This is a genomic window from Neorhizobium sp. P1_A6, assembly GCF_056406795.1.
The window spans coordinates 461549-488541 of the sequence record NZ_JBFTZM010000003.1 but is presented as its reverse complement, the minus strand read 5'-3'; the positions used below and the strand labels follow the sequence as shown (position 1 = coordinate 488541).

The window sequence follows — 26993 nt, the reverse complement described above, 5'->3', positions numbered from 1 at the left end:
TCAGCGAGCCGCCTGGGTGTCGAGATGGTCACGGAGCTGATCGATCTTGCCGACCGCCGGACCGACGCCAAGCTCGTCCTGCGCCCATCCGAAAGCTTCGTCGCTCACCGGGGCACTTGCGAAATCCTTCAGTGCATCGCGCAGCGCAGCTTCGCCGAGTTCGGGATCCGTGGCTGCCGGGGCCATGCCGTTCGTCTTCTCGTATTGCGCATAGGCCGTCATATAGGCCGAAAGCGACGCCATCCGCGGATCGCTGGTGTTGAGATAGGCGTGGAAGTTGCGCCGCAGCGAGTTGAGGCCAGTCAGTTTAGAGGCTTGCGGCTTGGCTTTCTCGGCGGGCGTCACCTTCGAGACCTGTCGGCCGGCATCCTTCTTCGCCCGCTCCTTGCCGGAGTCGAGATTGGCCGAGGTCGACCGGCTCTTGCCGGAATGGCCATGGTTCGAGAGATTGTCGCGATCGGTGCCACCGCCGCCGCCGTTTCCACCGCCATGGCCGCCACCGTTTCCGCCACCATTTCCGTCTTTGGCGAAAGCGAGGTCTGAAAATCCGGCTACGCCGCCGCCGACGGAGACTGCAGCAAGCGCCAGGACAACGATGCCGTTTTTGAGGACCTTGTTCATAATCACCGATCTCCTCGATATGCCCTGCCCAAGCCGGGAGACGTTCCGCGCTTCAGGGCCTTCAGATGCCGGGCATTCTGGAGCAGCGGCGAATATAAATCCATGGGATTAGGACCAATGATCCCGCCTTCGGGACCAAGGTCGGGTGGGGGCGGGACCTTGGTCTCAAGGGGCCGTTCCCGAGCGGCGGCGGACGCGGTGGTCTGTCCTGTGTCTGCGGCAAATGGCGAGGTCCGTCCAGCTGACTTATCTAAGAGCCCAATCCGCTATCGAGAAACGCCTCGACCAGCCCGTGAGGCGAGTTGCCGCCGAACAGTGTCCCGACGAGTTGGGTGGCTTCGGCAGCGGCCACGGCACTACGAGGAAAGAGATCCGTCTCGTAGGCCAGCAGTGCAGCCTCGACATCTGCGCCGTTGGCGGCAAGCACCTTGGCGAGCTGCGCCCCATCATACATCGCGAGGTTCGCCCCTTCGCCGGACGGTATCATCAGGTGCGCGGCGTCGCCGAGCAGCGTCACTCCCGGGACCCGATCCCATCGATGGTCTTGTGGAAGCTGATGGAGGACACGAGCCACGGGGGCTGTCTCGCTATCGGTGATGAGAGCCGTCAGTGCCGGATTCCAGTCGTGGAACTCGGCCGCGATCCGGGCCGTGGCAGACGCTGAGTCGGAGAAGTCGAGGCCGTCGATCCACGCCTTCGGTTTGTTCAGCGCCACATATGCATGAAGCGTCGCATTGGGCTCGCGATGCGCCATGATGCTCTGGCCCGGCGACAGCGCGAACAGCGAGCCGCCGCCGACCGCCTCGGCGCTCGCCTTGTGGCGCAGGTCGGCGTCGAACAGCCAGGTTTCCACAAACGTCGTTCCGACATAGGTCGGCTTCGCATCGGAGACGAGGGCGCGCACCTTCGACCAGGCGCCGTCTGCCCCGACGAGGATGTCGGTGGTGACCTTGAAGCCATCCGCGAACTCCAGTTCGTGACGTCCGTCGCCAAGTGGGTACGCAGCCACAAGCTTGCTTGCCCAGCGGACCGTGCCGCCGGGAAGCGACTCCAGCAGGAGCCCGCGCAATTCCCCGCGCGGCACCTCCGGGCGCCCGCCCGTGCCGTCGTCGGAATTGTCCATGAGGACGTTGCCGTGCTTGTCGAGGACGCGTGACTGCTGACCTCCGGGATGGATGAGCTTTACGAACTCCTCATGGAGCCCAGCGTCCTTCAGCGCGAGCTGGCCGGTGAACTCGTGGATGTCGAGCATGCCGCCTTGAGGACGCGCGCTCGCTGAAGGATCCGCCTCGTAGACAGTGGCGGAGATGCCGTGAACGTGGAGGACGCGGGCAAGCGTCAGGCCGCCGAGGCCGGCGCCGATGATGGCGACATGTGTACTCATGACGAGCCTTTCGCAGTTCAGAACGACAATGGAATGACATTCCATATTTGGAATGACGTTCCATATATGTCAAGGTGACGGCATGAAGAAAGCAGCTGGAACAAGACGGCAGGATTCCCTCTCGAGGGATCGCATCGTCGACGCGGCGATCAGGATCCTGGATAGCGATGGCGAGACGGGGCTGACATTCCAGGCGCTCGCGAAGACGCTCGCGACCGGTGCCGGGGCGATCTACTGGCACGTCGAGAACAAGAACGATCTGCTGACGGCGGCTTGCGACGCCGTCGTCGCTCGAACCTTGGACGCGGCTGAGGGCGGTGCCATGCCCGGGGCAACGATCCGCGCCCTGGCCGTCGGATTGTTCGATGCGATGGACGAACATCCCTGGATAGGCTCAGCGCTGGCACGGGCTGGCGGGAAGATGCCGATATTACGCATCCTGGAGGGGCTGGGCCAGCAGGTGCGCGCCTTCGGGGTGCCACAGGAGGCCGAATGGACGACCGTCTCGGCTATTCTCAGCTACATCCTCGGCGTCGGCGGACAGAACGCGGCCAATGCTCAGTTTGCGGGGCAGCACGGTCTCGACAGATCGAAATTCCTGGAGGAGGTCGCCGACGAGTGGTCCAGGCTGGATCCGGACGAGTTCCCGTTCGCGCGAAGCATCGCCCTCTATCTGCCACAGCATGACGACCGTGCCGACTTTGTCGCCGGGATCGACCTCATCCTCCGCGGCATCGGGATGCCGAGCTAGTCCCGCGCGGTGTCCGGGGTGCGGAGAAATCGTTAAGTCGGAAAAGCTTGCAGCTTTCCGCTGGCGTCATACTGAAGGCGGTTATCTTCGATCGTTCCCCGGTGCATGACGGCCCACTCGGCGAGCTGCCGCACCGTTTCCGACAGGGAATGCCCAAGCGGCGTCAAAGTATATTGGACCTGAGGCGGTGTGCTGTGATGGACGGTTCGATCGACCAGGCCGTCGCGTTCCAGCGTCTTGAGCGTCCGTGTCAGCATCTGCTGCGAAATACCGCCCACCTGCCGCTTCAGCTCGTTGAACCGTCGGGCACCCAGCCGAAGCGACACGACGACCTGGATCGTCCATTTGTCGCCGACGCGGCTCAGGATTTCACTCACCCCTCTGCAATCGGCTTCCGCGTGCGAAACAGTCACATCCATCTGACCAACTCCCAAAGATATGCTTTTGACGGGCATTTTTAGGTCACATAAATGGTCGTGGTCAACATTGTAGACCTCGTCTCCGGAAAGAAAAGCCGAGACGGGTCCACCACAAGGAGACCACCATGAACCTCTTCTATTATCCCGCCGCCTGCAGTCTGGCCGATCACATCGCGCTCATCGAGACAGGGCTTGCCTATAAGCTCCTGAGCATCAACCATGAGAGAAAGACCGAGGACGGCCGGGATTTCCTGTCCATCAACCCGAAGGGCTATATCCCAACCCTTGAGCTGGAGGACGGAGTGTTTCTCACGGAGAACCCGGTCATTCTGAACTACATCGCCGAAAAGAGTGGCAAGCTTCTTCCGAAGGAGGGCATGATTCGGTGGCGGGCGCTCGAGTCTCTCGCTTTTATGGCGTCCGAAATCCATGCAAGTTACCAGCCCTTCTTCAGGGATTTCCCCGAGCCGGAGAAAGTGCGCGCCCGCGAAAAGCTTGTGAAAGCCTTCGCTATTCTCGCCGACCAGATGGGCGACAAGAAATTCCTCGTCAGCGACGAGATGACGATTGCAGATTGCTACCTGTTCTGGATCCTGATGGTCGCGCCCAAGAGCGGCGTCGACCTGCCGGAAAACCTCCGCAGGGCCTTCGACCGCATGCGGGCACTGCCCTCCGTGATCCAGGCGCTCGCCGAGGAAGGACTGGGCTGATCGGAGCCGCCGTCCCGAACTGAGCGCACAACGTTCCGAGCCAAGCGTACCGCGAGAGGCGGTCCGCTTGGCTCGGAAATCGCGCGAAAGGGCGACGGCTGCTTTTGGTGCGTTGAGATCTCGTCATGGGGCGGCGCATAGCGAACCGATCAGCAGGTCCGCGTGCCCCCTGTATGGGCGCATTTCAACCGAGCCAATCGTCGGCCAAGCCTCCCCGATCTCCACCTCCGCTTCCGCGGGACGGCAATCTACCGCGTACCGACAATTACAGACGCGGTCGAACGAAGCTGCACCTGTCCGTCCCGAACGGATTGTCGTGCCAGAGCAAGGACCTCGTCGCGGATCCGCGTTTTCGTCTCCGGGTCGGCTTTCGCAAGTCCCGCCACTACGGGGGCGGCGATGTCTGTCATGAAGTCCCAGTACCTCTCCGGCGACTCGTGAGTCATGATGGACGACACTTCCTCCTCGTTTATGTCCTTCAGGCCGGCCCCCTCGAAGGCGCTGCGCATCAAACCAGACGGGGCGCAACGAAAGAGCCCCGGCGATCCGGGCGGTGGCGCAGGCATCTCCACATGACGAGCGATCGTTGACATGATCGTCGTTGCCCAGGGGTTGCTGTCCGGCCCACTCCAGACGGCCGCGCAGATACGCGCCCCTGGCTTCGCCACCCGGGCAAATTCTCGAGCCGCAAGCGAGATATCGGGAAAGAACATGAACCCGAAGCGGCACAGAACGCTGTCGAAATGTGCATCGGGAAATGGCAACGCTCCCGCATCGCAGGCTTTGGTTTCGAAATTTGACAGGCCCCGGCGCGCCGCATTCTCGGCGGCTACCGCCAGCATGCGCTCGGAGAGATCGGTTACCGTCACTCTTCCACGCGGCACCATTGCGGCCGCGGTAAGGCCAGGTTCGCCGGTGCCGGCGGCAACGTCAAGGACGTGCGAGTGCTCGTGCAAGTTCGCGAGCCGCAGCATCGCGTCACCAAACGGGGCAAGCCAGCGGAGAACCGGCTCGTCCCATTTTTTCCAGCCCGCGGAAAAACGATCCCATGTGTCGCGCTGCTGGTCGCGGATATCATCGAGGTTTCCAGGCATGCCCGTCGCTCCTTCCATGATAGACCTCCCGGTCGGCCGGGTGACACACTATGGACGCTCTGGACCAGCTTGCAATCAAATACGTGCCGTAACGGGATGCTCGCTTTTGCCGGCACGCGGAACTGCGCTGGCAATGGCCGCGGCGCAAGATTGCGATAGCGCTACACGGCCAATGGGTATTGATCTCAAGTGTCGGAATTATCCCGCTCAGGTGTCCGGGCACGCCGGGCAAAGCTGGCTTTCGTCCACCTCGGACGGCCGGGGATCGTTTCAATCCCACGATCTTCGACGTAGATGCCGAAGTTGATCGGCCTTACGTCCGCCTGCTGCGCAATCTCCCGCACCGGGTCTTGCAAAAGGCATATAGTTTTTCAGGCACCAGAGTGCCTGAAAAATTCTCGATGAGGCTGATTCTGGACAAACCGATCGTTTCAATGATTCGATCAGCCATTTACATTCATCAGCTGCAGCCGCTCGTCGCACCGCAAGTGTCGCACTTCTCGCACGTGCCGTTGCGCACCATCGTGAAGTTCTGGCACTCGCCGCACATGTTGCCCGTATAGCCCTGGGCGATCGAGCGCATGCGGCGTTCGTTTTCGACCTTTTTGGCTTCCGTCTTGGCGGTTGCTGCCTCGTCGGCGGCCTTGTCGGAGAAGAGGGCCGTGGTGGCGGCCTGTTCTTCGGTCAGTTCCTCGACGATCTCTTCGGCGAGTTCCTTGGCGCGCTCTTCGTAGTCCCGCTTGAAGGAGACGATTTCGGAGGTGGAGATGGCAACCGTCGGTTCCAGTTTGCGGGCGGCTGCACCGGCAAAGGCGGTGACGTTGGTGCCGGCCGAGGCGCGGGCAGGGGCGGCGGTCGCCGCACCCTTGATGTCGGCCGGGCGGTCGCCGCCGGTGCCGGAGACGAGCGTCGGCTTGTAACCGCGGGTCAGGCCCTTGGAGACCACGTCCGCCTTGCCTTCCGAGACGCCGCGGCCGAGCGCGGTGTTGGAGAAGTCCGACGTGTCGACATGTGCGAGGTCATGGCGGCCGAGATAGGAGATCGCCAGTTCCCGGAACACGTAGTCGAGGATGGACGTGGCGTTCTTGATCGCGTCATTGCCCGTGACGATGCCGGCCGGCTCGAACTTGGTGAACGTGAAGGCATCGACATATTCCTCGAGCGGCACGCCATACTGCAGGCCGAGCGAGACGGAGATCGCGAAGTTGTTGATGAAGGCGCGCAGGGCCGAGCCTTCCTTGTTCATGTCGAGGAAGATTTCGCCGAGACGGCCGTCGTCGTATTCGCCGGTGCGCAGGAAGATCGTGTGCCCGCCGATCTTCGCCTTCTGGGTATAACCCTTGCGGCGGCCGGGCAGCTTTTCCTGGCTGCGGACGACCTTTTCGATGATCCGCTCGACGATCTTTTCGGTGATCGTCACCGCCTGGGCTGCCGCCGGCTGAGCCAGCAGTTCCTCGACGGCGTCTTCCGCATCGTCATCGGCAATCAGCGACGAGTTGAGCGGCTGGGAGAGCTTCGAGCCGTCGCGATAAAGCGCGTTCGCCTTTACGCCGAGCTTCCAGGACAGCATGTAGGCGGAGCCGCAGTCCTCGACGGTCGCATCGTTCGGCATGTTGATCGTCTTGGAGATCGCGCCTGAGATGAACGGCTGGGCAGCCGCCATCATGCGGATATGGCTTTCGACCGAGAGATAACGCTTGCCGATCTTGCCGCAAGGATTGGCGCAATCGAAGACGGCCAAATGTTCGGCCTTCAGGAAGGGAGCGCCTTCGAGCGTCATCGCGCCGCAGACATGGATGTTGGCGGCTTCGATGTCCTTCTTGGAGAAGCCGATATGTTCGAGCAGGTTGAAGCTCACGTCGGCGAGCTGCTCGTCGGTGACTCCAAGCGTGCCCTTCAGGAAGTCTGCGCCAAGCGTCCACTGGTTGAAGACGAACTTGATGTCGAAGGCGGCCTTGGTGGCGCCGTTGATGGCTTCGATCTTCTCGTCGGTGAAGCCCTTGGCCTTCAGCGAGCCGGAGTTGATGCCGGGGGCCTGGTTGAGGTTGCCGTGGCCGACGGCATAGGCCTCGATCTCGGCGATCTGGCTTTCCGAATAACCGAGCGTGCGCAGGGCTTCCGGAACGGCGCGGTTGATGATCTTCCAGTAGCCGCCGCCGGCGAGCTTCTTGAACTTGACGAGCGCGAAATCGGGCTCGATGCCGGTCGTGTCGCAATCCATCACGAGGCCGATCGTGCCGGTCGGGGCGATAACCGAGACCTGCGCGTTGCGGTAGCCGTGCTGTTCGCCGAGGACAAGCGCCTTGTCCCAGGCAGCCTTGGCATGGGCGACCAGATCCTGGTCCGGGTTTTCCGAATGGATCAGCGCCACCGGGTTGACCGACAGCTGCTCATAGCCGGAGGTTTCGCCGTGGGCGGCGCGGCGATGGTTGCGGATGACCCGCAGCATGCTGTCGCGGTTCGGAGCGAAGTTGGGGAAGGGACCGAGCTCGGAGGCGATTTCAGCCGAGGTGGCATAGGAAATGCCGGTCATGATCGCGGTCAGCGAACCGGCGATGGCGCGGCCTTCCGGAGAGTCGTAGGCGATGCCGGTCGACATCAGGAGGCCGCCGATATTGGCGTAGCCGAGGCCGAGCGTGCGGTACTGATAGGAAAGTTCGGCGATCTGGCGCGACGGGAACTGCGCCATCATCACCGAGATTTCGAGCACGACGGTCCACAGCCGCGTCGCATGTTCGTAATCGGCGATGTTGATGCGGGCGGTCGCCTTGTCCTTGAACTGCAGCAGGTTCATGGAAGCGAGGTTGCAGGCCGTGTCGTCGAGGAACATGTATTCCGAGCACGGGTTCGAGCCGCGGATCGGGCCGCCGGCCGGCGAGGTGTGCCAGTCGTTCATCGTCGTATTGAAGTGGATGCCCGGATCGGCGGACGCCCAGGCGGCGTAGGAGATCTGTTCCCAGAGATCCTTGGCCTTCAGCGTCTTCATCACCCGGCCGTCCTTGCGGGCGGTCAGGTTCCAGTCGCCATCCTGCTCGACAGCGCGCAAAAAGTCGTCTTTGAGCGAGACGGAGTTGTTGGAGTTCTGGCCGGAGACGGTGAGATAGGCTTCCGAATCCCAGTCCGTGTCATAGGTCTTGAATTCCAGGTCCTTGTAGCCCTGGCGGGCGAACTGGATGACGCGGCCGATATAGTTTTCCGGAACCTGATCCTTCTTGGCAGCCTTGATCTCGCGCTTCAGGGCCGGGTTCTTGAGCGGGTCGTAGCAATCGTCGCCAGATCCGCCTTCGCAGTTCAGGCAGGCCTTCATGATCGCCTTCAGGTGGCGGGAGACGATCTTTGAGCCGGTGACGAGGGCTGCCACCTTCTGCTCTTCCTTGACCTTCCAGTTGATATATTCCTCGATATCCGGATGGTCGATGTCGACGACGACCATCTTGGCTGCACGGCGGGTGGTGCCGCCCGACTTGATGGCGCCCGCAGCGCGGTCGCCGATCTTGAGGAAGCTCATCAGGCCCGACGAACGGCCGCCGCCGGACAGCTTTTCGCCTGCGCCGCGCAACATCGAGAAGTTGGAGCCGGTGCCGGAGCCGTATTTGAAGAGGCGCGCCTCGCGGACCCAAAGGTCCATGATGCCGCCCTCGTTGACGAGATCGTCTTCGACCGACTGGATGAAGCAGGCATGCGGCTGCGGATGCTCATAGGCCGACTTCGACTTGGTGAGCTTAGCCGTGAAGGGGTCGACATAGAAATGGCCCTGGCCGGGGCCGTCGATGCCATAGGCCCAATGCAGGCCGGTGTTGAACCATTGCGGGGAATTCGGGGCGACGCGCTGGGTTGCGAGCATGTAGGCAAGCTCGTCCATGAAGGCGGCCGCGTCTTCTTCGGAGGTGAAATAGCCGCCCTTCCAGCCCCAATAGGTCCAGGTGCCGGCAAGGCGCGAGAAGACCTGGCGCGCGTCGGTTTCGGAACCGTACTGCTCTTCCTTCGGCAGTGCCTTCATCGCTTCCGTGTCAGCTACAGAGCGCCACAGGAAGGAAGGGACGTCATTCTCTTCGACCTTTTTCAGGATCTTGGGAACGCCGGCCTTGCGGAAATACTTCTGCGCCAGAACGTCCGTCGCAACCTGGGAGAACTGCGCCGGCACGTCGATATCGGCAAGCCGGAAGACGATCGAGCCGTCCGGATTGCGGATCTCGCTGATCCCCTTGCGGAATTCGATTTCCCCGTAAGCACCCGTCTCCGGCTTGGTGAAACGACGTTCGATGCGCATTGCCTTAAATCCTCGTCCGTTGGCGCCTGATGATAAGGCGCAGATGTGCCGCTCCAGCCCACACGTTCGACGCGCGCAGCCGGTTGAATGTTCCCGATCCCAGGTGAATCATCTTTCGATGCCAACCTGTATGTTGTGGTGATAACGGCTGCAACACTACTACATATAGTATTAACAGAATCTTTCCGCCAGTCCCAGCCGTTGTTTCGGAGCGGAAAATCGAGCACGCACGGAGACCCTGATAGCAGCCCGCCCCTCATAGCCGGACTGCGTGATCTTTTCCCGTCAAACTCGAAGAAGAACCGGCCTCGTAATTCCGGTCCAGTCGCCGCCGCAACGTAAGGAACACTGTCGAACGAGCCGAGAGATTCGTCAAGGCGTAGATTGCAACGCTTTTATAACCACAAGATATTGTGGTTCTTGGCTGTGGATAACGGGGATGAAGAAATAGCCGAGGATTCTCAGGCAGTTGCGGGGATGGCCTGAAACTTGTGTTACGAAGCCGAGAAATATTTCGTGAGCGGCGGCCGGTGCCAGAAGCCCGGTTCAGCAGGGTTTTGAAGGCTCGGCCGTACCATATTGAGACACATCAAGAATCTGCGGCCACTAGTAATAGACAAGCCCGCGCGGTTTTTTAACCGGGCGGGCTCGTGACAAGGACCGAGATTTTTGAAAGGGGCCGGAAAGAATCAGCCCTTGGCGCCCTTGGCGATTGGCTCCTGATAGGTGAAGCCCATGTCCCAAGGGAAATAGATCCAGGTGTCCTGGCTGACTTCGGTGACGAAAGTGTCGATGGTCGGCACACCGGAGGGTTTTGCATAGACACAGGCGAAATGGGCCTTCGGCAGCATGGCGCGCACTTCCGACGCCGTCTTGCCGGTATCGGTCAGGTCGTCGATGACCAGGACGCCGGCGCCTTCGTCGACCGTCAGTTCGGGCGTGATTCCCTTGAGCAGGTTCATTTCGCCCTGGTTGACGTAGTCGTGGTAGGAGGCGATGCACACCGTCTCGATCAGGCGGATATTGAGTTCGCGCGAAATGATCGCCGCCGGCACAAGGCCGCCGCGGGTGATGCAGACGATGGCACGGAATTCCCGGCCAAGGCCGGCGAGCCGCCAGGCAAGTGCCCGGGCATCACGGTGGAACTGGTCCCAGGAAACGGGGAAGGCTTTTTCGGGAAGAGACATAGGGCTGGCCACCATTTGCGAAAGCATATTGTTGGCTCTCGCTAATAGCGGCAATTCCCCGGTCGACGCAAGGATTTGTCAGCGGGAAAGCAAAGTCAGCGCCGTCATCGAATCGAGCAGACTGCGGGTAACGCCGCCAAACAGTATTTCCCACCAGCGCGAATGGCCGTAGCCGCCCATCACCAGAAGATCGACGCTGCCTTCCGAGAGATGGTTCTCGATCGCCGCTGCGGCAGAGATGCCGCTCTTTCCCTGCGTCGACAGTGTTACGTTGACGCCGTGCCGGGCAAGGGTTGCGGCGATCTCGGCGCCCGCCATTTCCGGCGTCTGGCCGCCACGGTCGCTCGGATCGACGCAGAACACCTCGACGCTTTCGGCAGCTTTAAGGAACGGCATCGAATCGAAGGTCGCCCGCGCCGCCTCCCGCGAACCGTTCCAGGCGACCAGTACCCGTTTGATCGGCTGCGGCACCTTCATCGTGTAGGGGATGAGCAGCATCGGCCGGCCGCTGTCGAAGAGGAATGTTTCGATATCGGCGCGATGATCGGCATGGGCCGGGTCGCTCTGGCTCGCGACGATCAGGTCGACCGCATGGGCGGTATCCATCACCGAATGGGAGCCGTAACCGGCCGACGACGTGAAGCTGCGCCATTCGATGGAAAGACCATCGCGAGACGCCTGGTCCTTGAAAATCCGCTCGACCTCGGCGGTTTCCTTCTGCGCGGCGTCCTGAAGGATCTGCACGGCGGCGGGATCTGGAATTTCCATCGGCGCGATCAGCGGCACGGCGGCGAGCGTTTCGGCATGCACGCCGATCAGGTGGGCGGAAAACCGCTCGGCGAGCGCTATCGCGAAATCGGTGATCTGCCTGGCGTTTTGAGGGGTGTCGAGAACGGCGAGAATGGTCCTGTAGGCCATGGCTGTGTCTCCTCATCAACTGGTTCCACGGAATTGGAAACCAGTGTCTCATAAATACGTGTGTCGCACTTTGATCCCGGTCAAGGAGGGCACCCCGGCAATGAGGAAACAGAGTGCCGCGGGTCAGGCGTCGGCTGTCGGATTGGTGGCGATCTTGGCCCGGTCGATGCCGGCGATCATCTCCGCCACGGCTTGCGCAGCCGCATCGAGAACCTGCGGATCGCGGGCGCGCACCACGATTTCGGTCGAGAACCGCTGCCCGTCATATTTCGGATAGGAACCGATGCTGGTCTCCGGGTGCGCTTTCTGCACGGCCGACAGCAGCGTGCCGATATCGCCTTCGCCATAGGGGCAGGGCAGCGCCCGCGACAGCATTTTTGTGCCCGAGCGCAGCATCGGCAACACGTTGTCGACCATCGCCTGGAAGACCTGCGGCACGCCGGCCATCACGTAGACATTGCCGATGATAAAGCCCGGCGCGGTCGAGACCGGGTTTGCGATATGCCTGGAGCCCTCGGGCATGCGGGCCATGCGTTGGCGGGCTTCGGTGAATTCCATCTCCCGGCGTTTGTACATCTCGGCAAGCAGCCTCATCGCTTCGGGATCGTGGATGCAGGGCACGCCGAAGGCCTTCGAGATCGCATCGGCGGTGATGTCGTCATGAGTCGGGCCGATGCCGCCCGAGGTGAAGACGTAGTCGTAACGGCCGCGCAGCGCGTTCAGCGCCTCGACGATCGCATCCTCCTCGTCGGCGACGATCCGCACTTCCTTGAGGTCGATGCCGGAAAGCGTCAGCAGATCGGCGAGATGGCCGATATTCTTGTCCTTCGTCCGGCCGGACAAAAGTTCGTCGCCGATGGCGAGCATGGCGGCGGTGACGATCAAGGACGGCTGGGGCGCTTCGGACATGGAAATTCCTCCGTAAATGCCACACTCCTAAGCCCAAATTTTTCAAGGCAGAAGCGATTTTGTCGTGATCAGCGCAGAAAGGAGGTCCGTTACGAATTTATGATCCGCAAGCGAAATATCGTCTCCAAAAGCTGAACAGTGCGTAGACCTCGCAAGGGCTGTCGCCGATCCGTGAAGCCGTTACATATGGGTCTGGTTCTGGCCGCAGACGGCCTTGTTCACACACCAGACATCGAATGGAGAAGATCATGGCAAAGGTTCTCGTGCTTTATTATTCCGCTTACGGCCACATCGAAAAGATGGCCTATGCCGTTGCGGAAGGCGCAAAGTCGGCAGGCGCCGACGTGACGGTCAAGCGCGTTCCGGAACTGGTTCCGGACGAGCTCGCAAAGGCTTCCTATTACAAGATGGACCAGCAGGCTCCGATCGCAACCGTCGACGAACTCACCGAATACGATGCGATCATCGTCGGTGCCGGCACCCGTTTCGGCACGGTCGCTTCGCAGATGCGCAATTTCTGGGATCAGACAGGCGGCCTCTGGGCACAGGGCAAGCTGGTCGGCAAGCTCGGCTCGATGTTTACCTCGTCGGCAACTCAGCACGGCGGCCAGGAATCCACCATCCTCGGCTTCATCCCCACCTTCCTGCACCAGGGCATGGCCGTCGTCGGCCTGCCCTACGCCTTTGCCGGCCAGATGGGCACGGAAGAAGTCAAGGGCGGCTCCCCCTACGGCGCCAGCACGATCACCAACGGCGACGGCTCGCGCCAGCCTTCGGAAATCGAACTCGAAGGCGCCAAGTACCAGGGCGCCCACGTCGCCAAGCTGGCTGCCAAGCTCGCCGGCTGATCGAATTGCGATAATCTCCGAAAGGGCGCGGCGAGAGATCTCCGCGCCCTTTTCTCATCCCGCCCATCCGACCGTCTTGCTTTTTTCGTGACCGCGAACCGCTTCCGCAATTTCGGTGCTTGACGGCGTCGCGCAAGTTCAAGAAACAGGACGCCCATGCGGACGTGGCGAAACTGGTAGACGCAAGAGACTTAAAATCTCTCGGCCTTTGGTCATGCGGGTTCGATCCCCGCCGTCCGCACCAAACCTGACCTTGCCTGCAACCGTTTTCCGTGAAGACCGTTTGATATCCACTTCGATGGAGGTGTGCTTTGGGCTTTACCTTTGCGATCGGCGATATTCATGGCTGTCTTGCGCAGTTGAAGGAACTGCTTGCACAGGTGGAGGACCATGCGCCTTGCGGGCACGTGGTGTTCATCGGCGACTATATCGATCGCGGGCCGAAGAGCCGCGGCGTGCTCGACCTCGTCATGGCGGGCCCGCGCAAGGAGGGATGGCGGTGGACGGCGCTCAAGGGCAATCATGAAGACATGATGGTCCGCGCCCACCAGAACGGCGGGCACGACGAGATCCTCTGGATCGACAATGGCGGCCGCGAGACGATGGTTTCCTTCGACGGTTACGTGCCGCCCGAGGTGCTGTCATGGTGCGCGCATCGTCCGCTGATCCACGTCGACGAGCATCGCATCTTCGTGCATGCGGGCGTCGACGAGACGTTGCCGCTCGAGGGGCAGCGGGAGCGTGACCTGATCTGGAAGCGATTTGCGAGCGACGACGACGGCGAATTCTGGGGCCGGCATCTCTGCCACGGCCACACGCCGCTTCCCGACAATCCGCAGACGATCGGCAACCGCACCAATATCGACAGCGGCTGCGTGTTCGGCGGTGAGCTGACCTGCGCCGTCTTCGACGACGACGAGCCGGGCGGGCCGGTCGAATTCCTGCGCGTGCCGGGCTAGTGCCGCCAGAAGACCGGCGTCAGCAGGACCAGCACGGTCAGGATTTCGAGACGCCCGAGCAGCATCATCAGCGACAGTAGATAGAGCGCTGGATCGCTGATCGTGGAAAAGTTGCCGACGGGGCCGACGATCGGGCCGATGCCGGGACCGACATTCGACAGCGCGGTGATGACCGAGGACGTGGCGGTCAGGACGTCGTAGCCGAACAGCGTCATGCCGATGCTGCCGACCACCCAGAGGAAAATGTAGAGGCTGACGAACAGGAAGACTGCACGCTGGGTCTCCGCATCCACCGTCAGGCTGCCGTAACGCACCGGATAGATCGCGTTCGGATAGATGAGCTTGTTGAGCCCGGCGCGGATGACGTTGACCATCACAACGAAACGGTAGGCCTTGATGCCGCCGGCAGTCGAACCGGAGCAGCCGCCCATGAAGGTGGCGAAGAAGGCGACGAGCACAGCGAATGGTCCCCAGAGCGTGTAGTCGTCGCTCGCAAAGCCGCCTGTCGACAGGATCGAGGTGATGTTGAAGAACGAATGGATCAGCGCGTCATCGAGTTCGATGCCATTCCTCAGGTGATGGTAGACCGCAACGGCGATCGAGATGACGCAGAGATAACCAAGGAAAACCAGGATTTGCGGATCGCGCAGCGTATCCAGCCGCCCGCGTACGGCAAGCAGGATCAGCACCGAAAACGGCAGGCTGCAGATCGCCAGGAAGACGGTGCCGAAGACCAGCAGCGCGTTGTTGTCGAAATAGGCAAACGACATGTCGTGCGTCGAGAAACCGGCCGTGGCGATCGTCGACATCGCATGGTTCAGCGCATCGAAATGGTCCATGCCGGCAAGATCGTATGCGACGGTGCAGGCAAGCGTCAGCAGCACGTAGACGATCAGGAAGGCGCGGGTGAAGCTCGCAAGCCGGGCGAACGGTTTGTCGTTGGTCTCCGACGATTCGAGCTTGAAGATCGAGGCGCCGCCGACCTTCAAGAACGGCAGCACGAAAAGGCCGAGGCCGACGATGCCGATGCCGCCGAGCCAGGAGAGCAGCGAGCGCCAGAGCAGGATACCGGGCGGCATGGTGTCCAGCCCGACGATCACCGTCGAGCCGGTAGTGGTGATGCCGGAAATCGATTCGAACAGCGCCTGTGCAAACGAGAGTTCGTGTTCGGCAAGAAAAAGCGGGATCGCGCCCACCACCGAAAACATCGCCCACAACACATTGACCAGCAGGAAACCCAGCCGCTTGTTGAAGACCGGCGGGGGGCCATGGGTCGCAAGCGCCGCCGCCGCCGCAAGCCCGCCGACCATGAAGCCGGACATCGCGAAGACCTGCCAGTCGCGGTGCCCGTAATAGAGGTCCACCATAGCCGGCAGGAACATTGCCAGCGACAGGTAGAGTGCGCAGAGCGCCGTCATGTAGATGACCGACCGGAAAAGATTGGCGTTCAAAAATGGTTGTCCCGAATTTCGCGGCAACTGAAAGAAGCTTTGTCTCAGCCGTAAGCCTATGGCATAGCGGGACCATTCTTGAAATTCAATGGATGGCCGATGTGACCGAGGCAGAGTTGACCAAGGCAGACGTGACCAAGGCGGGCGTGACGAAAGCGGGCGTGGACGACGCGAGAGTTGCGATGCGGGAGATTTTTCCCGAGACACCGCTGCAGATGAACGAGCACCTCAGCCGCCGTTATGGTGCCGAAATCTGGCTGAAGCGCGAGGACCTGTCTCCTGTCCGCTCCTACAAGATCCGCGGCGCCTTCAACTTCCTGCGCAAGGCGATCGCGTCGGGTGCCAAGGGCAAGACTTTCGTTTGCGCCTCGGCCGGCAATCACGCGCAAGGGTTCGCCTTCGTCTGCCGCCATTTCGAAGTGCCGGGCGTGGTCTTCATGCCGGTGACGACGCCGCAGCAGAAGATCGACAAGACCCGCATGTTCGGCGGCCCCTTCATCACCATCCGGCTGATCGGCGACATTTTCGACCAGTGCTATGCGGCAGCCCGCGCCCACGTGGAAGAGACCGGCGGCGTCATGGTGCCGCCTTTCGATGACGCCGACATCATCGAGGGCCAGGCAACGGTTGCGGCCGAACTGCTCGAACAACTGCCTGACAGCGTAACACCCGATCTGATCATCCTGCCGGTCGGCGGCGGCGGGCTTTCCTCCGGAACGACGGGTTATTTGAAGGACATCGTCAAGCGGGAAGACTTTCTCTTCACCGAGCCGGAGGGCGCGCCGAGCCTCAAGAAAAGCCTTGAAGCCGGCGAGCCGATCACGCTCGCCAAGCTCGACAATTTCGTCGACGGTGCTGCGGTGGCGCGGATCGGCGACCTGAATTTCGAAGCTTTGAAGGGCTTTTCTGCGGATCAGGTCCTGCTGGTGCCGGAAAACGCCATCTGCGTGACGATCACCGAAATGCTCAATGTCGAAGGTGTCGTGCTGGAACCGGCCGGCGCCCTGTCGATCACCGCGCTCGAAATGCTCGGACGCGAAAAGCTGGCCGGCAAGACGGTGGTCTGCGTCGTCTCGGGCGGCAATTTCGATTTCGAGCGCCTGCCCGACGTCAAGGAACGCGCCATGCGCTATTCCGGCGTCAAGAAATATTTTGTCCTGCGGCTCGCCCAGCGCCCTGGCGCGCTGCGCGACTTCCTCAACCTGCTGGGGCCGGAAGACGACATCGCCCGGTTCGAATATCTGAAGAAATCGGCACGCAATTTCGGCTCGATCCTGATCGGTATCGAAACCGCAAGGCCGGAGAACTTCGCTAGCCTGCTCGAACGATTCGATGCGGCCGGCATGGGCTATCAGGACATTACCGAAAACGAGATCCTGGCGAACCTCGTCATCTGAGCACGGTCTGTAGCCAGGCCACGGTCCGCTCAGCAAGCGGTGCGGTGGTCGCCGGCGAGATGATGTCGCCGGCAATCACGTGATTGCCGGGATCGCCGGTCTGGCCGACATCGACAAGCTCATGAGGCCCGCCCCAGCGGCCGGCGACCTCGCGCACCTTGTCGGGGCGGATGACCTGATCGAGCGACGAATAGAGAAGCAGCGCCGGCGTCCTGACCTGCTCGACCGGGCTCTCGACCGAAAGTTTCACGAGCGCTGCCATGGGGAGCAGGGCTTTTGTCGGATAGCGGGTCGTCCAGTGGGCGGCATGGCGGTCGTTATAGGGCGTGAAGCCGCGGCTTTCACCAAGCAACAGCCGTGAGAGCTGCGGCGCGACCGATGTCGTCAGCAGAAATGCGGCAAAGCTGTTGATGCCGTAGTTCGGCGATACGAACACGGCCGCCGAGATGCGCGATGCGATCTTCGGATCGGCAAGCGCCAGTGTCGCAAGCGAGGCGCCGGTCGAGGTGCCGATGACGATGACGCGATCGCCGAGCGCTTCGCCGATCGCGAGACTTTCGGAAAAATCCGCCAACCAGTCTTTGAGGCTTGCTTCGCCCATCGCTTCGCCGCTGCGGCCGTGGCCGGCGAGCCGGGTGAAATAAAGATTGGCGCCGAGCGCCGCCGCGACACGGTCGGGCAGTGGGCGTATCTCCTCGGCCGAGGCCGAGAAGCCGTGCAGGTAGACGATGGCAACGGATGTCTTTGCCTTCGTCGCCGGATCGGCCCAGACGACGTGTTTGGCGGCGCCGGGCCTTATATCCGGAAAACGGCTTTCGCTTGCGCCGAGATACGCGTCGATATCGGCGCCGAGGCGGGCTTTGTCGAAAGTGGGAAAACCGTCAGCGGGCATGCGCGGGCCGGACATCAGCAGCACTCCGAAGGCGGCGATCAGGATCGCGCAGACATAAATGACCGTCCGCCATGACAACAATCTCCTCCGCATCCGGCGCTCCCTCCGAACCCAGGGTAGATGATAGGCGGGCTTGGTGACGGCGGGAAGTGTATCTGGCGCAGATTAGTGGCCTAACCGCAGATCTGCGGTCGGGAGGGTAGGGCGCAGAAGCCGCGGCGCTCCACCTCGGGCCGTGTCTTCTCGATCATGTTGGTCCAGACGAGGCCCGGAAAGCCTGAAGGCACCATGTCCCACGCATCCCGGTCGTCTATGCCGGAAGATCCGGCATCGCCAGCCTCGAACGGGCCGATCAGCACGACGTCCGACCCGGCCGCCTGCATCCGGTTGTAGAAACGCTCCGGCCAGCCCCAGAGCAGGAAGGCAAGATTGGCGGGGACCGGGACAAGGGTATTGCGGCAGGCTTCCGGCACATGACCGCTCCAGCCGAGCGCCAAGTAGTTGAGGAGGCAGGATTTGGCCGTGCGGTTGGAATAGCCGGGAAGGCCAGGGATGAGCGCCACCGCTTTTTCGGTCGGCTCGTTTCCGCCATAAACGCCGAACGCCGCTGCCCGCGCGCTGGGGTCGGTCTTGAGAAGCGTTGCCAGAGCCTCACCTTCTTCCCGGCGGCGGCTCTTGAAATTGATCAGGAAACGTCCATCCGGAAGGGCGGAGAAGACTTCCGTCAAAGTCGGCATCAGGCCCTTGCCCTGGCCCCGAAACGGAAAGGTCCGGCCGCCGTCGGCGGTGTAGCCGTAGCCGATGTCGAGTGTCTTCAGGACCGGCATCGGGGTCTGTTCGGTAACGCCCTTGCCCTCGGTGCGGCAATCGAGCGTCCAGTCGTGGAAGACGGCGAATTGTTTGTCCGGCGTCAGATGCACGTCGAGTTCGACCACGTCGGCGCCGGCATCGAAGGCGGCCTTCATGCCGGCAATGGTATTCTCCAGAAAAGCATGCGTCGGCTGCAGCATCAGGCTTGCGGTGCAGGTATCGTTCTCGACATGGGAGGCGTCGAAAAGTTGGTGCTGGCCGCGATGGGCAATGATCCTGAGCGGCTTTTCGCTTGGAAAGCGGGAGAACAGGGAGGTATTGCCGATCCAAAGCGCGGCGATGACCGCTAGGAGGAATGCTGCGGCGATCTTCCATTTCATGCGGATAGGCTCCTCAATCGTGCGTTGGATATGAGACGTTGGATTGTGACTTTTCCTTGGGTGCCCTGCTTCCGGGCGGCGCGGGAATATGCTAGGCAGCCGCCATGGCTTCGTTTCTGTCTAATATTTTCTCGATGTTCTCCGGTGGCGGCAAAGCTGCCGAAGCACCTGCTGCTTCCGCAAAGCCGGTCGAACATAGCGGCTGCATCATCCATCCGGCGCCGATCCGCGAGGGTTCGCAGTTCCGGCTGGCAGGGCGTATCGAGAAGGATGTGAACGGTGAGACGCTGGTGCGCACCTTCGTCCGCGCCGACGTGTTCACTTCCATGGACGACGCGGTTGAATATACTGTCCGCAAGGCTCAGCAGATCATCGACCAGAATGGTCCGGCGCTGTTTTCCGATGGGGAAAAGTCGCGCTCTGCGTGACATGCGTTCCGCATTGTGATCGCAAAAATTGTGAGTCACACTCAAAATTAAATCATTAGCGATAGCTTGAAGCATCTGTTCCGATGTCTTTTCTGCGGTCGACTTTTAATGCGATCTCGCTGGTCATATTTTATGCTCTTTATAGGCTCCGGGCTTTCCGGCGGCCTTATTCCAAGCTTTGCCTTCGCGGATGATCTGCTTTCGCGCACTTCCCGGCTGGACATGACATGGGTGCTCGTCGCCGCCGGACTGGTGATGATGATGCAGGTCGGCTTCCTTCTGCTCGAAGCCGGCATGGTGCGCTCAAAGAACTCGATCAACGTCGCGCAGAAGAACCTTCTCGATTTCGTCTTCGGCGTCGTCGCGTTCGCCGCGGTCGGCTTCATGATCGCCTTCAGCCGTTCGAACGGTTTCCTGTTCGGGAAGCAGAGCGAGTTCTACTTCCTGCGGGATCTCGACAGCTGGCAGTCGGCGTTTTTCGTCTTTCAGGTGATGTTTTGCGGCACCGCCGCGACCATCGTCTCGGGCGCCGTCGCCGAGCGCATGAAGCTGGCGGCCTATGTGTTCGGCTCGCTGTTCATGTCGGGGCTGATCTACCCGGTCTTCGTCCACTGGGTCTGGGGCGCAGCGCTGTTTCCCAATGCATCCGCCTTCCTGTCGCAGATGGGTTTTGTCGATTTCGCCGGCTCCACGGTCGTCCATTCGACCGGCGGCTGGGTGGCGCTTGCGGCCTGCATGGTCATCGGCCCGCGCATCGGCAAGTTCAATGCCGACGGAACGCCGGTCAGGATCGCCGGCCATAGCCCGGTCCTGTCGACCACGGGCGCACTGCTTCTCTTCATAGGTTGGATCGGCTTCAACGGCGGTTCGACACTCGGCGTTTCCGATCAGTTGGCGCCGATCATCATGAACACGGTGCTGGCCGGCGGCATGGGCACCTGCGTCGGTTATGTCATCGGATTCTACCAGGACGGCGTCATCCTTCCAGAAAAGTCGAACTCCGGCATGCTCGGCGGGCTGGTGGCGGTAACCGCCGGCTGCCATATCCTCGATCCGGCAAACGCGCTGATGGTCGGTGCCATCGGCGGCGCAGTGGCGATCTTCGGCAACGCCTTCGTCGAGAGAACGCTCAAGATCGACGACGCGGTCGGCGCGATCGGTGTGCATGCCTTTGCTGGTGTCGCCGGAACCCTGCTCCTGGCGCTTCTCGCGCCGGTCGACCAGCTTCCGGCTGGCGGCAGGCTGGCGCAGCTGCACGTGCAGCTGGTCGGCGTTGGCGTCAATTTCTACTGGTCCTTCGGTCTCGGTTACGCCTTCTTCTGGGCGGCCGACCGGCTGATGCACATCCGGGTTTCGGCCAAGGACGAAGAGGATGGGCTGAACCTTGCCGAACACGCAACCCGCCTCGGCGTCGGCCATGTGGAGGATGCACTGGCCGATCTTCTCGGCGGCAATGCCGACCTGCGCAAGCGCCTTCCCATGGTCAAGGGCGACGAGGCGGAAAAGCTGACCGGCCTCTTCAACCGGCTGATGGATAATGTCGAGGAGGAGGAGCGCAGCCGCGGAGAACTGACCGAGCTCCGACGCGACAACGAGGAATCCGAGCGCGTTGCAGCGCTGGCGAACGCCACGTTCGAGGCGATCCTGATCCACCGGGACGGTATCATCGTCGATGGCAACGAACAGCTCGGCAAGATGATCGGCCTGCCGCTTCTCGAAATCATCGGCCGTTCCGTCTTCGACTTCCTGCATGATGGCGAGACGATCCCCGTCGTCGACATGATGAAACTCAACGACGACAACAGCCATGAGATTCTCGTGGCGCTGGCGAGCGGCGAGGAAATCCCCGTCGAGGCGCGCGGCCGCGACATCCTCTATCGCGGCGAAAAAGCCCGTATCGGCTGCCTCGTCGACCTCAGGGAGCGCAAGCTGGCGGAGAGCCGCATGCGCTACCTCGCTCTCCACGATCCGCTGACCGGGCTGCCGAACCGGGTGCTGTTTTCCGAGCGGCTGACCGAACTTGTGGATGAGGCCGGAAACGGCAGGGGTTGCGGCGTCCTGATGGTCGATCTCGATCGCTTCAAGGACGTCAACGACATCCATGGCCACCAGGCCGGCGACGCGGTGATCCGCGAAACCGCCGCGCGCCTTGCCGCCGAAGCCGGGCCGGACAATATCGTCGCCCGTCTCGGCGGAGACGAGTTCGCCGTCATCATCGCCCATACATCCGATACCGACGAGCTTGAGAGTTTCGGCGATCGGCTGCTGACCGCGATGGCCGATCCGATCGATATCGGCCACGGTGAACAGGTCAATATCAGCGTTAGCATCGGGGGTGCGCTCTGCCCCGAACATGCAAAAGACGTGGACGCGCTGATCGGCTGCGCCGACGTGGCACTCTATCATGCCAAGAACGCCGGCCGGAATGCCTGCCGCATGTTCAAGCGGGGCATRAACGAATTGATCGAGAAACGCCGGGAGCTGGAAGTCGATCTGGAAATCGCCTTGCAGCGGGGCGAATTCGAACTCTATCTGCAGCCTCGTGTCGAGGCGGAAAGCGGCCTCATCATCGGTTACGAGGCGCTGCTGCGCTGGTTCCATCCGAAGCGCGGCATGATCAGTCCGGGCGATTTCATTCCGGTCGCCGAAGCCTCCGGCAAGATCATCCGGCTCGGTGCCTGGGTGCTCGCCGAAGCCTGCAAGATCCTGGACAGTATCGATGGCCATATCAGCGTCAACGTCAGCCCGCTGCAGTTCCGCCATGCGGATTTCGTCACCGATCTCGCTGATCTGCTGAAGACCACCGGTGCCGATCCGCACCGGATCGAGCTCGAGATCACCGAAAGCGTGCTGATCGAGGACGACAAGCGCGCCGTGCAGATCCTCAACGATCTGAAGCGCATGGGCTTCCACATCGCGCTCGACGATTTCGGCACCGGTTATTCATCGCTGAGCTATCTCAGCCGCTACCCGTTCGACACGATCAAGATCGACCGTAGTTTCGTCAACAACCTGAACCTGGTCGACAACGCGCAGATCATCGTACGCACCATTATAGACCTCGGCACCGGCCTCGGCATGAAGGTCGTCGCGGAAGGTGTAGAGACGACCGAACAGGCGCTGTTCCTCGCTCATGCAGGCTGCGACGAGCTGCAGGGCTATCTCCTCGGCAAGCCCCGAAAACTAGGCGAGATCACGCGTGAGATCGATCCGGCAATCGCCACCCAGCTCCGCAACGTGCCGAAGAAGTTGCCGGAGATCCAGGATTACCCGACGTTCGAAGGGGAAACCTACCAGCCGTTATTGCATAGTCATGCATAATGGCCATAATCCCCATAGGGGTGGAGAGCTTGTAAAAAGATAGCGGTTACAGCGGCATAATGCCTGCGGGGGGTAAAGCAGATCGAAATGCAGGTGTTCAATCTCGCCCTCTTTCTTCTGGAAGCGGTGATCTATTTCGCCGTCATGACCGCCTTCCTGCATTTCCGCCGCCATCTTGGCCTTGGCATATTTCTGGCGGCGCTCGGCGTCATGCATTTCATGGAGACCTACCTTGCGGCGGTCTTCTACATCGAACTTCCATTCGGCACCGTGTCCCCTGGCTCGTCGGTCTTTTTTGCCGGCAAGCTGATGATGATCCTGCTCCTTTACCTGAAAGAGGATGCGGCAGTCGTCCGCCAGCCGATCTACGGGCTTTTCCTCGGCAATCTCCTGACCGTCGGCATCGCCCAGATTCTACAGGCGCATGAGGTCGTGGCGCTGCCGGGCGGCCGCGCCGCGGACTTGGCGTTTTTGAGCGAGATGGGCTGGCTGATGGTGTGGGGTACGGCGCTGCTCTACGTCGACGCGATCGGTATCATCCTGCTCTACGAACGGCTGGGGCGGGTGCTGCGTAGCAATGTGGTTTTGCGTTTCGCGATCAGCGGCGCAGCTATCCTGACCTTCGACCAGATCGGCTTTTACTCGGCGCTGAACATCCTCTTCGGTGCGCCGCCTTCGGTCTTCTTCGGCGGATGGTACGCCAAGCTGCTGTCAGTGGTTCTCTATTCACTGCTTTTTGCAGCCTATCTCAAGATCGAGCAGATTCCGCGGCTCGCCAGATCGACGCGCGAGATCACCGATATCTTCAACGACCTGACGTTTCGCGAGCGTTACCAGGCCCTGCTTGCCAAGAGCGGCGTCGACGGGCTGACCGGTCTTTTCGATCGCGGCCGGCTGGAGGCAGATGTTCCGAAACTCATTCACCGCTGCCTCGATCGCGGAACAGGGCTCAGCCTGATCATCGTCGACGCGGATCATTTCAAACAGGTCAACGACCTCTTCGGCCATCTGAAGGGTGACGAGGTGCTGAAGGAAATTGCGGTCTGTCTGCAGGCGGGCTCACGCCCGATCGACCATCTTTCCCGTTTCGGCGGCGAGGAATTCGTGCTGATCCTGCCCGATACCGATCACGACGGCGCCCTGACGATCGCAGAACGTTTGCGCATTGCAATCTGCCGATCGGTCATACGCCCTGACGGCCAATGCGTGACGGTCTCGATCGGAGTGGCGACGGCCCCGGAGGACGGACATGCGCTCGATACGCTGCTCGGGCGCGCCGATGAGCGGCTCTATCGCGCAAAAAATGACGGCCGGGACAATGTCCACGGCCGTCTTGGCAGGCTCGTCCCGTCAGGCGCAGGGACGGCTTAAGCGGCGAGAGCGAGCTGCCGATTACGCTGCTGGGCACTGGCGATAGCCTTTTCAGCAGCCTCTGGGCCGAAGGCAAGGCCTTCGACATAGATGACTTCCACATCCGTCATACCCAGGAAGCCGAGGATGGTCGTGAGGTACGGGACGGCATGGTTCATGCCGGTGGCCGGGCCTTCGGAATAGACGCCACCGGATGCAAGCACGATATAGATCTTCTTGCCCTTGGCGAGGCCTTCCGGGCCTTCGGCCGTGTAGCGGAACGTCTGGCCGGCGCGAGCGATGTTGTCGATCCAGCTCTTCAGCGTCGAGTAGATGTTGAAGTTGATGAGGCCGGTGGCGATGACCACGGTATCGGCAGCCATCAGTTCGGCAACCAGCTTGTCGGAATAGTCGGCGGCGGCAGCTTCTTCCGGGGTGCGGTCGGCTGCGGGCTTGCGGATGGCGGACGTGGTGACGCTGTCGAGATGCGGGATCGGATTGGCGCCGAGATCACGATGGACGACCGACGTGCCATTGTCGCGGGCGCTCAGTTCGTTGGCGAGGTCATGCGCGACCTTGCTGGACAGCGAGTCATCGCCGCGCGGGCTGGAAGTGACGAGGAGGATAGAGGACATATTTTTTCCTTATCTGGAGATCTTATCCGCAGTCTTGGGCCTGCAGAAGGATTGGGGAGCGGGTGGATCCGCTGTGTTCGAGAAATAGATAGGCGTGGACGCCCATCGATAAAACTGAGATAATATCGAAGCTATCTATCGAAAATTTGGATGACGACCATGGATGCCAATCCCACCCTCGATCAGTTGCAGGTGTTTCTGGCGGTTGCCGAAACGGGCAGCTTTTCCGCGGCCTCGCGCGCGCTGAACCGGGCGCAATCGGTGGTCAGCTATACGATCGGCAATCTCGAAGCCCAGCTGGAAATGGCGCTTTTCGAGCGCAGCGGCGCCCGTCAGCCGAAGCTGACCGAAGCGGGCAAGGCGCTGCTGACTGACGCCCGGCGCATCGTCGCCGATCTTCAGGTGATGCGCGCCCGGGCCAGGAGCATCAAGCAGGGGCTGGAAGCGGAACTGTCGGTGGCGCTGAGCGTGATGGTTCCGTCGGATGCCGTTGTGACGGAGCTGCGTGAATTCCGGGAGAGGTTTCCGAGCGTGGCGCTCAATCTCAATATAGGCGAACTGGGCATGGTCATGGAGATGGTCCTATCCGGAAAGGCCGATATCGGCATAGGCGGATCGATCCTTCGGCAGGAGGATTCGGTGGTGATGGAGAAGATCGGCTACTCCTTCATGATTCCGGTCGCCGCTGCCGAACATCCGCTTGCGAAGTTCCGTCGGCCCCTGACGCTCGCGGACGTGCGCGAGGAAGTTCAGCTGGTTGTCACGGACACGTCAGGCCTGACGAATGGCCGCGATTTCAATGTCTTGTCCTACAAGACATGGCGCGTCAGCGACATTGCCACCAAGCACCAACTGATCAAGGGTGGTCTTGGCTGGGGCGGCCTGCCCGCTTCGGTCGCCGGAAGGGACATCATGGACGGAACTCTCGTTGCGCTCGATCTCGAAGCCTATGAGCAAAGCCAATACCCGCTCTATGCCATGCGCAAGGCCGCAAATCCGCTAGGACCTGCGGGCCGGTGGCTGGTCGATGCCATGGAGCGTCGGCTGTCGACCTGCCCGAGCCATGACGACTTCAAGCAGATGCTCGGCATCGAACCTCGCGAAGGAATGCCTCAAGCCGCCGAATAACCGAAGCCTATGCCGGCCGGAGCGCGTCGAAGAGGGATCAAAGCCAGTCGATGCGCTTGAGGATCCACAGCGTGCCCGCGGAAATAACGACGACAAGCGCAACGATGATCAGGAAAGCCCAGGTGTCATTAACGCCGGGAATGCCACCGACATTCATGCCGAAAAGGCCCGCCACGACGCTCGGCGGCAGGAGAAGGGCCGCCAAAGCGGCAAGCCTGTTGGAATTGCGGGCGATCCGTTCGCCGATGACCGTCGAAAGGTCGTCATGAAGGATGCCGGTGCGGTCGCGGATCGCGTCGAGATATTCGATGAACCGCATCAGCTTGTCGATCACCTCGCGAAAGCGGAGTTTGTCGCGTTCCTTGAGCCACGGCGCATCGTCGTGCTCGATCCTGTTGAGCGCGTCGCGTTGCGGTGCGAGATAGCGGCGTAGCTGTACGGCACGGCGGCGCAGCAGCTTGAGCCTCAGCCGGACTTCGCTTGCTTCACCCTTGAAAATCAGCTCGTCAAGTTCGTCGACTTCTTCGTCCATGTCGTCGAGCACCGGCTCCAGATCGCGGACGAGCTTGTCGCTGACAAGCGCCAGCAGTTCTCCCGCCTGCCGGGGACCCTTGCCGTTATCGAGGGCCCGCCGGATATCGCGCAGCGCGGTGATATAGTGGCCGCTGTCGCGCAATGTCACCAGCCGGTGCTCGTCCACCCAGATATGCAGCGGCACGAGATCGATCTCGTCGGAGTTTTTCTCTGCTTCTTCCGGCGGAGCGGCGCAGACACCCCGCAGGATGATCAGCAGTCCGTCGCCCACGGGCTCGACGCGCGGGCGGGAATCCTCTGCAAGAAGCGCCTCCGCCACCAGCGGATCGAAGCCGCCATTGGTATTTATCCATTCCGCGGTCGCCGGATGATCGCGCTCGAAATGCATCCAGACGATACCGTCGCCCGGCTTCCAGCTGCAGGCCTCGGACATGTTCATCGTCCTGCAGCCGCCGTGGCCGTCGAGGACAAGGACGAAGCGCAGGCCTGGCTCGTCTCCGTAGCTTACTGCGGTCTTTGCCTTTTCGAGCATCCGTGTGCGTCCTCCTGCCGATTTCGGATCGATTCTACCAGCAAATACTGTGCCCGCGAAGGGTA

22 protein-coding genes and 1 tRNA gene are annotated in these 26993 nt (G+C 61.5%); 10 read left to right on the top strand and 13 right to left on the bottom strand.

Going from position 1 to position 26993, the window contains the following annotated elements:
• Together AC1D3C_RS09260 and AC1D3C_RS09255 are read right to left on the bottom strand one after the other, a co-directional pair.
• Complete coding sequence (locus AC1D3C_RS09260) at positions 1-621, bottom strand: hypothetical protein (RefSeq protein ID WP_477482664.1); 621 nt, start codon at positions 619-621, stop codon at positions 1-3.
• A gap of 250 nt (positions 622-871) precedes the next feature.
• Complete coding sequence (locus tag AC1D3C_RS09255; RefSeq protein ID WP_477482663.1) at positions 872-2005, bottom strand: FAD-dependent oxidoreductase; 1134 nt, start codon at positions 2003-2005, stop codon at positions 872-874.
• Between the two features lie 82 nt (positions 2006-2087).
• Between AC1D3C_RS09255 and AC1D3C_RS09250 the strand changes: the two genes are divergently transcribed.
• Positions 2088-2756: a TetR/AcrR family transcriptional regulator gene (locus tag AC1D3C_RS09250; RefSeq protein WP_477482662.1), complete on the top strand. Its 669-nt coding sequence runs from the start codon at positions 2088-2090 to the stop codon at positions 2754-2756.
• Between the two features lie 32 nt (positions 2757-2788).
• Here the strand turns inward: AC1D3C_RS09250 and AC1D3C_RS09245 are convergent, their stop codons facing one another.
• Positions 2789-3175, bottom strand: coding sequence for a winged helix-turn-helix transcriptional regulator (locus tag AC1D3C_RS09245; protein WP_151041750.1), 387 nt, complete (start codon positions 3173-3175; stop codon positions 2789-2791).
• Positions 3176-3300: 125 nt separating this feature from the next.
• Between AC1D3C_RS09245 and AC1D3C_RS09240 the strand changes: the two genes are divergently transcribed.
• Complete coding sequence (locus AC1D3C_RS09240; RefSeq protein WP_477482661.1) at positions 3301-3885, top strand: glutathione binding-like protein; 585 nt, start codon at positions 3301-3303, stop codon at positions 3883-3885.
• Positions 3886-4133: 248 nt separating this feature from the next.
• Here AC1D3C_RS09240 and AC1D3C_RS09235 read toward each other — a convergent pair whose 3' ends face one another.
• The 5 genes from AC1D3C_RS09235 to AC1D3C_RS09215 form a co-directional block, all read right to left on the bottom strand.
• A complete protein-coding gene (locus AC1D3C_RS09235) occupies positions 4134-4979 on the bottom strand; it encodes a class I SAM-dependent methyltransferase (RefSeq protein ID WP_247033983.1) in 846 nt (281 codons plus the stop codon).
• 460 nt (positions 4980-5439) lie between these two features.
• Positions 5440-9249: a vitamin B12-dependent ribonucleotide reductase gene (locus AC1D3C_RS09230; protein WP_477482660.1), complete on the bottom strand. Its 3810-nt coding sequence runs from the start codon at positions 9247-9249 to the stop codon at positions 5440-5442.
• A gap of 689 nt (positions 9250-9938) precedes the next feature.
• The gene (gene gpt, locus AC1D3C_RS09225; protein WP_038593180.1) at positions 9939-10436 is read right to left on the bottom strand and encodes a xanthine phosphoribosyltransferase; all 498 of its coding nucleotides are present in this window, start codon (positions 10434-10436) and stop codon (positions 9939-9941) included.
• Positions 10437-10514: 78 nt separating this feature from the next.
• Positions 10515-11354, bottom strand: a complete 840-nt coding sequence (locus AC1D3C_RS09220; RefSeq protein WP_477482659.1) for a universal stress protein — start codon at positions 11352-11354, stop codon at positions 10515-10517.
• Between the two features lie 123 nt (positions 11355-11477).
• The gene (locus AC1D3C_RS09215; RefSeq protein WP_477482658.1) at positions 11478-12263 is read right to left on the bottom strand and encodes a competence/damage-inducible protein A; all 786 of its coding nucleotides are present in this window, start codon (positions 12261-12263) and stop codon (positions 11478-11480) included.
• A 248-nt stretch (positions 12264-12511) separates the two neighbouring features.
• Between AC1D3C_RS09215 and wrbA the strand changes: the two genes are divergently transcribed.
• The 3 genes from wrbA (at position 12512) to AC1D3C_RS09200 (ending at position 14070) form a co-directional block, all read left to right on the top strand.
• On the top strand, positions 12512-13111 hold the full coding sequence (gene wrbA, locus AC1D3C_RS09210) for an NAD(P)H:quinone oxidoreductase type IV (protein ID WP_038549063.1): 600 nt from the start codon (positions 12512-12514) through the stop codon (positions 13109-13111).
• Positions 13112-13269: 158 nt separating this feature from the next.
• A tRNA-Leu gene (locus AC1D3C_RS09205) sits at positions 13270-13355 on the top strand.
• A gap of 67 nt (positions 13356-13422) precedes the next feature.
• Positions 13423-14070 carry a metallophosphoesterase family protein gene (locus tag AC1D3C_RS09200; RefSeq protein WP_247137502.1) on the top strand — a complete coding sequence of 216 codons (648 nt, stop codon included), beginning with the start codon at positions 13423-13425 and terminating at the stop codon, positions 14068-14070.
• On the opposite strand, the gene AC1D3C_RS09195 is transcribed toward AC1D3C_RS09200, so the two are convergent.
• Positions 14067-15521: a TrkH family potassium uptake protein gene (locus tag AC1D3C_RS09195; RefSeq protein WP_477482657.1), complete on the bottom strand. Its 1455-nt coding sequence runs from the start codon at positions 15519-15521 to the stop codon at positions 14067-14069. The two genes, AC1D3C_RS09200 and AC1D3C_RS09195, sit on opposite strands and share 4 nt — an antisense overlap.
• 182 nt (positions 15522-15703) lie before the next feature.
• Between AC1D3C_RS09195 and ilvA the strand changes: the two genes are divergently transcribed.
• The gene (gene ilvA, locus AC1D3C_RS09190; protein WP_477482696.1) at positions 15704-16918 is read left to right on the top strand and encodes a threonine ammonia-lyase; all 1215 of its coding nucleotides are present in this window, start codon (positions 15704-15706) and stop codon (positions 16916-16918) included.
• On the opposite strand, the gene AC1D3C_RS09185 is transcribed toward ilvA, so the two are convergent.
• Positions 16911-17888 (bottom strand): alpha/beta hydrolase, encoded by a 978-nt coding sequence (locus AC1D3C_RS09185; protein ID WP_477482656.1) that lies wholly within the window; start codon positions 17886-17888, stop codon positions 16911-16913. The genes ilvA and AC1D3C_RS09185 overlap by 8 nt on opposite strands.
• Before the next feature lie 95 nt (positions 17889-17983).
• On the bottom strand, positions 17984-19000 hold the full coding sequence (locus AC1D3C_RS09180) for a glycerophosphodiester phosphodiesterase family protein (RefSeq protein WP_477482655.1): 1017 nt from the start codon (positions 18998-19000) through the stop codon (positions 17984-17986).
• Positions 19001-19104: 104 nt separating this feature from the next.
• Here AC1D3C_RS09180 and AC1D3C_RS09175 point away from each other — a divergent pair, with 104 nt between their 5' ends.
• From AC1D3C_RS09175 to AC1D3C_RS09165, 3 genes are all read left to right on the top strand, one after another.
• Positions 19105-19428: an HlyU family transcriptional regulator gene (locus AC1D3C_RS09175; protein ID WP_038542269.1), complete on the top strand. Its 324-nt coding sequence runs from the start codon at positions 19105-19107 to the stop codon at positions 19426-19428.
• A 132-nt stretch (positions 19429-19560) separates the two neighbouring features.
• Positions 19561-22749, top strand: a complete 3189-nt coding sequence (amt, locus tag AC1D3C_RS09170; RefSeq protein WP_477482654.1) for an ammonium transporter — start codon at positions 19561-19563, stop codon at positions 22747-22749.
• Between the two features lie 87 nt (positions 22750-22836).
• Entirely contained in the window at positions 22837-24120 is a 1284-nt protein-coding gene (locus AC1D3C_RS09165; protein ID WP_477482653.1) for a GGDEF domain-containing protein, read from the top strand.
• On the opposite strand, the gene AC1D3C_RS09160 is transcribed toward AC1D3C_RS09165, so the two are convergent.
• Positions 24117-24734, bottom strand: a complete 618-nt coding sequence (locus AC1D3C_RS09160) for an FMN-dependent NADH-azoreductase (protein ID WP_038542278.1) — start codon at positions 24732-24734, stop codon at positions 24117-24119. The two genes, AC1D3C_RS09165 and AC1D3C_RS09160, sit on opposite strands and share 4 nt — an antisense overlap.
• 159 nt (positions 24735-24893) lie before the next feature.
• On the opposite strand from AC1D3C_RS09160, the gene AC1D3C_RS09155 reads away from it, so the two are divergent.
• On the top strand, positions 24894-25862 hold the full coding sequence (locus AC1D3C_RS09155; RefSeq protein ID WP_477482695.1) for a LysR family transcriptional regulator: 969 nt from the start codon (positions 24894-24896) through the stop codon (positions 25860-25862).
• 37 nt (positions 25863-25899) lie between these two features.
• Here the strand turns inward: AC1D3C_RS09155 and AC1D3C_RS09150 are convergent, their stop codons facing one another.
• Positions 25900-26928, bottom strand: a complete 1029-nt coding sequence (locus AC1D3C_RS09150) for a zinc transporter ZntB (RefSeq protein ID WP_477482652.1) — start codon at positions 26926-26928, stop codon at positions 25900-25902.
• Positions 26929-26993: the final 65 nt, after the last annotated feature.